The sequence below is a fragment of the Stenotrophomonas sp. genome, from assembly GCF_050737075.1.
Lineage (GTDB): Bacteria > Pseudomonadota > Gammaproteobacteria > Xanthomonadales > Xanthomonadaceae > Stenotrophomonas.
The window spans coordinates 23,954-34,187 of record NZ_JBOHXV010000054.1; the positions used below are offsets into that span (position 1 = coordinate 23,954).

A 10,234-nucleotide genomic window follows, 5' to 3' on the forward strand; every position below is an offset into this window, starting at 1 on the left:
CGCGCCGATGCCCTGCCGCCGGGCACTGGAAGTGATTCTGTCGCGTGGCTGCGCAGCCAACCCCCACCCTCAAAACTCCAGATCCAACGCCGCACACAGGTAATCCACGAACGGCCCCAACGTCACCAGATCCTTCGCCAGGGTCTGGCGCAGCTTCGGCCCGGTCATGGTGGCATCGTCCAGCGAACGCCAGAACACCCAGTTGCGGTGCTTGAGATCGTCGATGAACTCGAAGTCCGGCTCGAACCCGCGCGGGGCACGCACCAGCTTCTCGCTTTCCTCGAAATCAAACTTCTTCCGCAGCGCCGGCGCGTGCGCGGCCGCCTTCCAGGCACCGGGGTTGTCCACGATGAAGTGGCGCACCTTGCGCTGGGTAGCCGGCTCGGGGTGCCAGAGGCCGGCGCCGACGAAGCTCTCGCCCGGCTGCAGGTGCAGGTAGAACGACGGCGCCGGCACCTGCTTGCGCCGCTCATGGAACAGGCGCGCCCCCTGCCAGCTCTTGTACGGCGACTTGTCGTTGGAGAAGCGCGCGTCGCGGTAGATGCGGAACAGCGAGCCGCCCACGCCGCGCGGATCGGAACGGAAATGCGGGCTGACGGCGGCCAGGTCCGGCTGCAGGTCGGTGATCAGGCGCAGGAACGGCTGCCGCACATGTTCCTCGTACTTCGCCTTGTGCTCGTTGAACCAGGTCTTGTCGTTGTTGCGCGCCAGGCCACGCAGGAAGGTGAAACTGGCGGGGCTGAAATAGCTGCTCACAGGCTCTGCTCCAGTTGGGTGCCCCAGTCGCCCAGCTGCTGCAGCAGGGCGAGCTTGGCGGGATCGGCGGCATGTTCGACGGCAAGGGCGTCCAGCTGCGCGCGGAATTCGGGCAGGGTCTGCTCGCCCAGTGCCGCATCGCCCAGCAGGCGCTGCCGGCGGTAGTCGTTCCAGCGCCCGTGCTCGGCCGCATCCAGCGTCTGCGGGTGGTTGCGCGCCCGGTAGCGGAACAGCAGCTCGGGCATGCGCGGGTCCTTGAGCCGCTCGGCGAAGCCGGCCAGCTCGGACGGCGGGCTGGTGCGCAGGCGGGTCATGAGGGCCTTGTCGCCGTCGGCCAGGAAGCCGTCGTACAGCGAGGCGTCCACGTCGCTGACCGTGGCCGTGCGCTCGCCGCCGTACACCTGGCGGACCTTCTCGACCAGCGCCGGGCCGGCCTCGCGCACGCGTGCGGCGTTGGCTTCCACCAGTGCCACGTCGATGCCCATCCGGGCGTGGTCGGCCGGGCGCAGGTGGTTCCAGGCGACCAGCGCCGGCACCTTGTTCAGGTGCACTTCCTTGAGCGGCACCCGCTGCTCGCCCTCGGCCAGGTCCGCCGCCCGCGTGTACAGGCGCGCGGCCAGCGTTTCGGCCGGCAGCGCGAGCAGGCCGTCGATGTCGCCTTCCAGGTCCAGCGCGATGACCCGGTTGTTGATGTACGGGTGGCGCGCGATCGGCAGCACCGGCGCGGCGCACATGCGCTGGGCGGGGTAACGCATGGACACATGCAGCACCGGCTGCATCGCGTCCACATCCAGCAGACTGCCGACGAAGCGCTTGTCGCGCAGCTTCAGCGCGTAGTCCCACAGCCGCGGCTGCGCCTGCTTGAACAGCCGCGCCATGCCGATGGTGGCGTGCACGTCCGACAGCGCCTCGTGCGCGTCGCCCTGGCGGACGTCATTGGCGACGGCCAGGTGTTCGAGTTTGAACGAGGTGGCGCCATCCTCGCGTTGCGGCCACACGATGCCGTCGGGGCGCAGCGCGTGCACCAGCCGCAGCATGTCCAGCAGGTCCCAGCGCGAATTGCCGTTGCGCCACTCGCGCTCGTAGGGATCGAAGAAATTGCGGAACAGGCCGTGGCGGACGAACTCGTCGTCGAAGCGCAGCGTGTTGTAGCCCAGCGTGCAGGTGCCCGGCCGCGCCATCAGGTCGTTGATGCGCGAGAACGCCTCGGCCTCGCTCACCCCTTCTGCCGCCGCATGCTGCGGGGTGATGCCGGTGATCAGCGTGGCGATGGGCGAGGGCAGCAGGTCGTCGGCCGGCTTCACGTAGAAACTCACCGGTTCGTCGACGATGTTCAGGTCATGATCGGTGCGGATCGCGGCGAACTGGGCCACGCGGGTGCGGCGCGGGTCCTGGCCGAAGGTTTCCAGGTCGTAGAACAGGAAGCTGTCGGCCATCAGTGCGCGCCCTCCAGGACGGTCAATTGCGCATGCACCACGCGCTCCAGCGCAGCCCAGTCGATGTGCTCCAGCGTGTCGTGGCCGGCGGTGGCATCCTCCAGGATGCGCCGCTGCAGCTCGGTGCGCTCCAGTGCCACCGCGTACGGCGTGTGCAGGAAGGTGACCATGGTGTAGTGCGGCACGAAGCGGGTCGGCCAGCGCGCCTGCAGCGCCTGCTCCAGCTCGCGCTGCAGCAGGAAGGCCGGATCGGCCACGCGGTCGCGCATTTCCAGGTAGTTCTCCAGCGCCATCTGCTGGATCGCCTCGGCATTGGGCTTGCGGTCGCGCTCGAACGCGGCGAACGCCTCGGCCAGGCTGTCCTGTTCCAGCAGGTGGCCGGCCAGGGCGACGCAGTCCTCGAACGCACAGTTCATGCCCTGGCCGTGGAACGGCACCATGGCGTGGGCGGCGTCGCCGATCAGTACGGCACGGCCCTGCAGGTGCCATTGGCGCAGGTGCAGGGTGCCGAGCAGCCCGGGCGGGTGCTCTTCCCAGTCGCGGCGCAGGTTCGGAATCAGTGCCAGTGCATCGGGGAAGTCGCGCGCGAACAGCGCCTCTGCTTCGGCACCGCTGTTGGTGGTGGCGAAACTGGGGTTGCCTTCGTTGGGCAGGAACAGGGTGACGGTGAAGGTGCCTTCGTCATTGGGCAGCGCGATGCACATGTAATTGCCGCGCGGCCAGATGTGCAGCGCGTTGGCCTCGATGCGGAAGCCGCCGTCCGCGGTCGGCGGAATCTCCAGCTCCTTGTAGGAGTGGTCGAGGAAGGCGATGCGCTCGTCCAGCGGGTGCTTGCGGTTCATCGCCGCGCGCAGCGCCGAGCCGGCACCGTCGGCGCCGATCAGCGTGTCGAAGCGGATGTCGTGCGGGTGGTCGTTGCGGTCGTCGATGAAGCGCGCGTAGCCGGCATCGAAATCCACGGTGTGCAGGCGGCGGTGGAAGTGCACCTGCGCGCCGGCGTCTTCGGCCAGCTGCAGCAGGGTGGTGTTGAGGTCCTTGCGGTGGATCGACCAGATCACTTCGCTGTCGTCGCGGCCGTAGCGCTGCAGCTGCGGCTCGCCCTGGCGCGGGTGCACCATGCGGCCGCGCATCATGACCGCCTTGGCCATGACCGCCTCTTCCACTCCGGCCTGGCGCAGCGCGTTGCGACCGCGCTCGGCCAGGGCCAGGTTGATGGAACGGCCGGACTCGTAGTCGCTGATGCGCGGGTCGCCACGGCGTTCGTACAGGGTGATGCGCCAGCCCTGGCGGGACAGCAGGATGGCCAGCAGGGAGCCGGCCAGGCCCGCGCCGATGATGCTCAGGGAGCGGTGGGGGGTAGCGATCAAGAGCGGATCCGCGCAGGGAAGGGGGGAGGGCTCACAGTCCGGCCCAGGATTCCACTTCCTCGACGAAGTGGTGCAGGTCAAGGTAGCGGTTGTACAGCGGGGTCGGCGAGATGCGGATCACATCAGGCTCGCGCCAGTCGCCGAGCACGCCCACGGTCTGCAGGTATTCGAACAGGTTGCGGCCGCGCTCGCGGCCACCCGCGACACGCAGTGACAGCTGGCAGCCACGGCGTTCCGGCTCGCTCGGGGTGAGCACCTCGAGCACGCCGGGCAGGCGGGCGCGGACCAGCGCATCGAGCAGGCGGGTGAGCTGCAGCGACTTGTCGCGAAGGGCCTGGATGCCGCCGGCTTTGTCGACCAGATCCAGCGCCGCGCGCAGCGGGGCCAGGCCGAGCACGGGCGGGTTGCTCAGCTGCCAGCCTTCGGCGCCGACCGCCGGCACGAACTGCGGGGCCATCTTGAAGCGGGTGGCTTCCTCATGGCCCCACCAGCCGGCGAAGCGCGGCAGGGTGGCGTCGCGGTGGTGGCGCTCGTGCACGAAGCAGCCGGCCACGGCGCCCGGGCCGCTGTTGAGGTATTTGTAGTGGCACCACACGGCGAAATCGGGCGCGATGTCGTGCAGTTGCAGCGGCACGTTGCCGACCGAGTGGGCGAGGTCGAAACCGACGCGTGCGCCCTGTAGGCGGGCCATGCGGGTGATGGCGTCCAGGTCGAACACCTGGCCGCTGCGGTACTGCACGCCGGGCCAGAGCACCAACGCCAGGCGCGGGCCGTGTTCGGCGATGGCGCGCTCGATGGCCTGCAGCGAAATGGTGCCGTTGGGCTCGTCAGGCTGCACTTCCACCAGGGCGGTGGCCGGGTCCAGGCCGTGGAAGCGGATCTGCGATTCCACCGCGTGGCGGTCGGTGGGGAAGGCGCCGGCCTCCATCAGGATCACCGGCCGTTCGGCGGTGGGCCGGTAGAAGCTCACCATCATCAGGTGCAGATTGACGCTCAGGGTGTTCATGGCGACCACTTCGCTGGGCAGCGCGCCCACGAGGCGGGCCAGCTGCGCATTGACCAGGCGGTGGTAGCCCAGCCACTGGGTCTCGCCGGTGAAGTGGCCTTCCACCGCCAGCGCGCCCCACTTGTCCATCACCTCCTGCACGGCGGCCTTGGCCGCGCGGGGCTGCAGCCCCAGCGAGTTGCCGACGAAGTAGGTCTGGTCGCGGTGGTTGTGCTGCGGGAACACGAACTCGGCGCGCAGGGTGCGCAGCGGGTCGGCAGCGTCCAGGGCGATGGCATGGGTGCGACTGAGGAGCTCGGACATTTTGTGATCGAGGCTGTCTGTGAATAGACAGTTTATCCGTGTGTCCTGCCTATGGGCTGAATCCGACAGGCGCGGGGGCAAACCCGTAGCGCCAGGCCATGCCTGGCTGCTGTTGGCGCGGCAATCAGGTGGCCGGCAGCGGGTCCACATGCCCGCATGCGTCGCACGTGCGCAGGTCCAGCGATGCCTGGTATTCGGCGAATACCTTCGGCAGGTCGGTTTCGATGTTTTCGAGGGTGAAATACACCTCGTACAGCTTGTGGTTGCAGCGTTCGCAGAACCACATCACGCCGTCTTGCTCATGGGCCAGGCGTTTGCGCTCGACCACCAGCCCGACGCCGCCGGGCGGGCGGCGCGGGGAGTGCGGCACCTTGCCCGGCAGCAGGAAGATCTCGCCGGCGCGGATCGGAATGTCGCGCACCGCGCCGTCTTCCTGGATCTTCAGCAGCATCTCGCCTTCCAGCTGGTAGAACCACTCCGGGCCTTCGTCGTAATGGAAGTCGGTGCGGCTGTTCGGCCCGCCCACCACCATGATGATGAAGTCGCCGTTCTCGATCATCTTGTTGCCCACCGGCGGCTTGAGCAGGTGGCGGTTCTCGTCGATCCAGGCCAGCAGGTTGATCGGGGAGGCGAGCATGGGCGTGTCCGTGGGGAAGGTCAGTCGCGCTTGCCGCGGCGCGGAATATGCGACAGCGCCTGCTCGTAGGCGGGCTGCAGGTCTTCGGGCTGGCCGACATCGATGCCCATTTCGCGCACCCGGCCGTCCTTCAGGCTGTACACCCAGCCGTGCACCATCAGCTTCTGGCCGCGGGCCCAGGCGTCCTGCACGATGGTCGAGCGGCAGGCGTTGACCACCTGTTCGATCACGTTGAGCTCGCACAGGCGCGCATGCTTCAGGTCGGGCTCGTCGATCGCATCGAGAATGGCCGCGTGCTTCTGCGCCACGTCGCCCACGTGCCGCAGCCAGTTGTCGGCCAGGCCCACGCGGGTGTTGTTCAGGCTGGCATGCACGCCGCCGCAGCCGTAGTGGCCCACGATCAGGATGTGCTTCACCTTCAGCTGGTCCACCGCGTACTGGATCACGCTCAGGCAGTTGAGGTCGGTGTGCACCACCACGTTGGCGACGTTGCGGTGGACGAAGACCTCGCCCGGGGCCATGCCGATGATCTGGTTGGCCGGCACGCGCGAATCGGAGCAGCCGATCCACAGGTATTCCGGGTGCTGCTGCTTGGCGAGCTGGTGGAAGAAGTCCGGATCTTCCTTCTCGATCCGGTCGGCCCAGTCGCGGTTGTTCTGCAGCAGCTTGTGGATGTCTTTCATCGTTGCGGTACCTCTAGTTTCCAGCGCATCCACTGCGCCAGCTCATGCGAAGGGGGAGAGTCGAGCGCCGACAGCGCGTCGATCACGCTGTGCTGGTTGGCCTCGGGATGGTTCTGGCTCAGCTTGAGCTTGATCTGCACGGTCTGGGCGCGGAAGCGGAAGCCGATGATGCCGGCCAGCATGCGGCGCTGGCGCGGTTCGATCGGCAGCAGTTCCCAGTCGCCGCCGACCTGGGCTTCGTACTTGGCGCTGAGCCGATCAAGCATGTCGATCAGTGCGTCTGGATCGGTCACCGGTTCCAGCGTGCCGCGCAGCTCGGCGGCGGCGTAGTTCCAGGTCGGCACCCGCGCCTGTGCTTCCTTGTCCGGGTACCAGCCCGGCGACACGTAGCCGTGTGGGCCGTGCACCAGGATGAGCGCCGGGCCGGTGTGGCCGGCCTGCGGGTTGGGCCGGGCCCAGTGCCCTTCGATCAGGATGTCATCGCCGTCGCGCCGGTACACCACCGGCAGCAGGGTCACCTGCGGCAGGCCGTCGCTGCCGGTGGTGACCAGGCTCACGAACGCATCGCGCGCCAGCAGCCGGTCCAGCCAGGTCAGGTCGGTCTCAACGAAATCAGACGGGATGAACATCGCCGGTCAGGCACGCGCGCCCAGGTTCTGCACCATGCGCCCGTTGAGCTGGTCGTCATGGTCGGCCTGCGGCGGGCGCACCTCGTGCAGGCTGAAGCCGCGGATCAGGGCGTCTTCCTCGTCCAGGCCGTCATAGGCAACGAATTCGGCGTCGAACAGCTGCGAGCGGGCGGTGTCTTCGCTGTCGTAGCTGAGCGTGTTGCCATCGCTGTCCAGCACTTCGGCGGTGCCGCCGGGACGAATCCGCAGGCGTGCCCAGATCAGCGTGTTGCCCAGGCTGGCGAGGAACCACTGGTCGTGGTGGGCGGTGATGTCGTTCATGTCAGTACCATCGAAAGCAGCCAGAGCAGGGCGGCCATGCCCAGTCCGGCCAGCAGGGTGAGCAGCGACAGCCAGGCCGGCGTGGCCAGCCCCGACAGCGAACGGTCGGGGGTGTCGCGGTAATCGCGGCCCAGCAGCCAGCGCAGCGCATCCGGGCGCAGGAAGGCACCACTGCCGAAGCGGTGGGCCAGGGCAGGGTGGCGGTCGCGGATATGCACCAGCGTCAGCGGCCAGAAGATCACGAAGGCACTGAACCCGGCGATCGCCACGCCAACGAAACACAGCGCGAGGAACAGGGTCATGGGGTGCGTGCCTCCGGGGTCGGGATCAGAACTCGGCGCTGCCGGGCGCGCGCGGGTAGGGGATCGCGTCGCGGATGTTGCCCAGCCCGCACACGTACACCACCAGGCGCTCGAAGCCCAGGCCGAAACCGGCGTGCGGCACCGAACCGTAGCGGCGGAAATCGCGGTACCAGCCGTAGTGCGCCGGGTCCAGGCCGAACTGCGCCATGCGCGCGTCCAGCACGTCCAGGCGCTCTTCGCGCTGGCTGCCGCCGATGATCTCGCCGATGCCCGGGGCCAGTACGTCCATCGCCGCGACGGTCTTGCCGTCGTCGTTGAGGCGCATGTAGAACGCCTTGATGTGCTCGGGGTAGTTGGTCACCACCACCGGGCGGCCGATGTGTTCCTCGGTCAGCCAGCGCTCGTGTTCGGTCTGCAGGTCCAGGCCCCACTCGACCGGGAAGTCGAACTTCTTGTCGGCCTTCTGCAGCAGCCGCACCGCCTCGCTGTAGTCGATCTGCTCGAACGGGGCGTTGATGAAGTCTTCCAGCTTCTTGATCGCGTTCTTGTCCACGCGCTCGGCCAGGAAGGCCAGGTCGTCGCCGCGCTCGTCGAGCACCGCGCGGAACAGGTACTTCAGGAACTGCTCGGCCAGGCGCGCGTCTTCGGCCAGGTCGGCGAAGGCGATTTCCGGCTCGATCATCCAGAACTCCGCCAGGTGGCGGGTGGTGTTGGAGTTCTCGGCGCGGAAGGTCGGGCCGAAGGTGTACACCTTGCTCAGCGCCAGGCAGTAGGCCTCGACGTTGAGCTGGCCGGACACGGTCAGGAAGGTTTCCTTGCCGAAGAAGTCGCGGCCGAAGTCGACCTCGCCCTGTGCGTTGCGCGGCAGGTTGGCCATGTCCAGGGTGGAGACGCGGAACATCTGCCCGGCGCCTTCGGCGTCGGAGGTAGTGATGATCGGGGTGCTGATCCAGTTGAACCCGTTCTGGTGGAAGAACCGGTGCACGGCCTGGGACAGGCAGTTGCGGATGCGGGTGACCGCGCCGAACAGGTTGGTGCGCGGGCGCAGGTGCGCCACTTCACGCAGGAACTCGGCGCTCATCGGCTTGGGCTGGATCGGGTAGGTCAGCGGGTCTTCGACCAGGCCGACGATCTCGATGTCGCTGGCCTGGATTTCGAACGACTGGCCCTTGCCCTGCGATTTCACCAGGGTGCCGCGGGCGATGACCGAGCAGCCCGGGGTGAGCGCCTTGATCTCGTCGAAGTTGCCCAGGGTGTCATTGGCCACCACCTGGATGGGGGCGAAACAGGAGCCGTCGGTGACATTGACGAAGGCAAGCGCCGCCGAGCCGCGCACCGTGCGCACCCAGCCCCGTACTGTTGCCTCGCCGCCTTCCGGGATCTTCCCGGCAAGCGCATGTTCAACGCTGACCACCGTCATGACTTGAATCCTCTGTTGATCGACTCGATCTCTGAACGAGGAGTTTAACGGTTGCAGCGTTCTGCTTGCGAGGCATTTCTGACTGGGCCGTAGACCTATAATGTGACTGATCCGCTGGAGTTGCCTGTCATGGCCGTAAGCCTTACCCCTGTTGCCTTTACCCGCGTGCAGAAGTTCGTCGCCCAGACCCCTGGCGCGCTGGGCCTGCGTTTCGGCGTGACCCGCACCGGCTGCTCCGGCTGGGGCCACATCACCGACCTGGCCCGGGATGAACGCCCGGGCGACACCGTGTTCGAGCAGGACGGCGTGCGCATCTACGTCGACGCCGACAGCCTGGGGCTGGTCGACGGCACCGAAATCGACTTCGGCAAGCAGGGCCTGAGCGAGACGTTCACGTTCAGGAACCCGAATGCCACGGCCGAATGCGGCTGCGGTGAGAGCTTCACCACCGAGGCCGACAAGGCCTGAAGCGGGCGCCGTCGGGCCCCGCAGCCCCGGCCCAGCTTGCCGGGGCGTCCATTTGCTGCCACAATGCGCGGCTTCCTGCCTGAATCTGGCAGGACCCTTGCTCCACCGCGTTCACCTGCGGGGAGCTGTCCGGCCCCACAAGGGCCACATCCGAAAGGTAACAACACATGAGTCGTCATTACGAAGTCGTGTTCATGGTCCACCCGGACCAGAGCGAACAGGTCCCGGCCATGATCGAGCGCTACAAGTCGCTGGTCGAAACCGGTAACGGCACCATCCACCGCCTGGAAGACTGGGGCCGTCGTCAGCTGGCTTACCCGATCCAGAACCTGGTCAAGGCACATTACGTGCTGATGAACATCGAAGTGGATCAGGCCGTGCTGGCCGAACTGACCGAAAGCTTCAAGTTCAACGATGCAGTGCTGCGCAACCTGGTCGTCCTGCGCCCGGGCGCGGACACCGAGCAGTCGCTGATCATGAAGAGCAAGGACGAGAAGGGCGACAAGCCCGAGCGCGGTGAGCGTCGTCGTCGTGATGACGAAGAAGGCGAAACCACCCCCGCCGCTGACACCGATGCCGGCGATGACGCCGCTTCGGCCGCTTAAGGAGCACTGACATGTCCAAGTTCTTCCGTCGCCGCAAGTTCTGCAAGTTCACGGCCGAAGGTGTGAAGGAGATCGACTACAAGGATCTCAACACCCTGCGCCAGTACCTCACCGAGAACGGCAAGATCGTGCCGAGCCGCGTGACCGGTACCAAGTCGAAGTACCAGCGCCAGCTGGCAACGGCCGTCAAGCGCGCCCGTTTCCTGGCCCTGATCCCGTACACCGACAACCACGACGTCTGATGAAGGCGGGCGGCTGCTGGCCGCCCCTTTCGTAGTCTCGACCGCCCGCGCCTTACGGC

Annotated in this window: 13 protein-coding genes; 3 read left to right on the plus strand and 10 right to left on the minus strand. The window is 67.3% G+C overall.

What is annotated here, in order from left to right; translation table 11 throughout:
* Nucleotides 1-69: 69 nt before the first annotated feature.
* The 10 genes from ACREPD_RS13700 to asnS form a co-directional block, all read right to left on the minus strand.
* Nucleotides 70-756, minus strand: a complete 687-nt coding sequence (locus ACREPD_RS13700) for a DUF2461 domain-containing protein (RefSeq protein ID WP_431599826.1) — start codon at nucleotides 754-756, stop codon at nucleotides 70-72.
* Nucleotides 753-2,192 (minus strand): exodeoxyribonuclease I, encoded by a 1,440-nt coding sequence (sbcB, locus tag ACREPD_RS13705; protein WP_431599827.1) that lies wholly within the window; start codon nucleotides 2,190-2,192, stop codon nucleotides 753-755. Before sbcB ends, ACREPD_RS13700 begins: the two co-directional genes overlap by 4 nt.
* Nucleotides 2,192-3,559: an FAD-dependent oxidoreductase gene (locus ACREPD_RS13710; protein WP_431599828.1), complete on the minus strand. Its 1,368-nt coding sequence runs from the start codon at nucleotides 3,557-3,559 to the stop codon at nucleotides 2,192-2,194. The genes sbcB and ACREPD_RS13710 overlap by 1 nt, the downstream gene beginning before the upstream one ends.
* A gap of 31 nt (nucleotides 3,560-3,590) precedes the next feature.
* The gene (kynU, locus tag ACREPD_RS13715) at nucleotides 3,591-4,868 is read right to left on the minus strand and encodes a kynureninase (protein WP_431599829.1); all 1,278 of its coding nucleotides are present in this window, start codon (nucleotides 4,866-4,868) and stop codon (nucleotides 3,591-3,593) included.
* Between the two features lie 124 nt (nucleotides 4,869-4,992).
* A complete protein-coding gene (locus ACREPD_RS13720; RefSeq protein WP_431599830.1) occupies nucleotides 4,993-5,505 on the minus strand; it encodes a 3-hydroxyanthranilate 3,4-dioxygenase in 513 nt (170 codons plus the stop codon).
* A 20-nt stretch (nucleotides 5,506-5,525) separates the two neighbouring features.
* Nucleotides 5,526-6,188 (minus strand): carbonate dehydratase, encoded by a 663-nt coding sequence (can, locus tag ACREPD_RS13725; protein WP_431599831.1) that lies wholly within the window; start codon nucleotides 6,186-6,188, stop codon nucleotides 5,526-5,528.
* A complete protein-coding gene (locus ACREPD_RS13730; RefSeq protein ID WP_431599832.1) occupies nucleotides 6,185-6,817 on the minus strand; it encodes an FMN-binding negative transcriptional regulator in 633 nt (210 codons plus the stop codon). The genes can and ACREPD_RS13730 overlap by 4 nt, the downstream gene beginning before the upstream one ends.
* A 6-nt stretch (nucleotides 6,818-6,823) precedes the next feature.
* A complete protein-coding gene (locus tag ACREPD_RS13735) occupies nucleotides 6,824-7,138 on the minus strand; it encodes a hypothetical protein (protein ID WP_431599833.1) in 315 nt (104 codons plus the stop codon).
* Nucleotides 7,135-7,440 (minus strand): hypothetical protein, encoded by a 306-nt coding sequence (locus tag ACREPD_RS13740; RefSeq protein ID WP_431599834.1) that lies wholly within the window; start codon nucleotides 7,438-7,440, stop codon nucleotides 7,135-7,137. Before ACREPD_RS13740 ends, ACREPD_RS13735 begins: the two co-directional genes overlap by 4 nt.
* 25 nt (nucleotides 7,441-7,465) lie before the next feature.
* Nucleotides 7,466-8,860 carry an asparagine--tRNA ligase gene (asnS, locus tag ACREPD_RS13745; RefSeq protein WP_431599835.1) on the minus strand — a complete coding sequence of 465 codons (1,395 nt, stop codon included), beginning with the start codon at nucleotides 8,858-8,860 and terminating at the stop codon, nucleotides 7,466-7,468.
* A 129-nt stretch (nucleotides 8,861-8,989) separates the two neighbouring features.
* Between asnS and ACREPD_RS13750 the strand changes: the two genes are divergently transcribed.
* The 3 genes from ACREPD_RS13750 to rpsR all read left to right on the plus strand — a co-directional run bounded on the left by ACREPD_RS13750 (nucleotide 8,990) and on the right by rpsR (nucleotide 10,175).
* Nucleotides 8,990-9,328 carry a HesB/IscA family protein gene (locus tag ACREPD_RS13750; protein WP_421571043.1) on the plus strand — a complete coding sequence of 113 codons (339 nt, stop codon included), beginning with the start codon at nucleotides 8,990-8,992 and terminating at the stop codon, nucleotides 9,326-9,328.
* A gap of 167 nt (nucleotides 9,329-9,495) precedes the next feature.
* On the plus strand, nucleotides 9,496-9,933 hold the full coding sequence (gene rpsF, locus ACREPD_RS13755) for a 30S ribosomal protein S6 (protein WP_421571045.1): 438 nt from the start codon (nucleotides 9,496-9,498) through the stop codon (nucleotides 9,931-9,933).
* An 11-nt stretch (nucleotides 9,934-9,944) separates the two neighbouring features.
* The gene (gene rpsR, locus ACREPD_RS13760; RefSeq protein ID WP_002804494.1) at nucleotides 9,945-10,175 is read left to right on the plus strand and encodes a 30S ribosomal protein S18; all 231 of its coding nucleotides are present in this window, start codon (nucleotides 9,945-9,947) and stop codon (nucleotides 10,173-10,175) included.
* Nucleotides 10,176-10,234 lie beyond the last annotated feature (59 nt).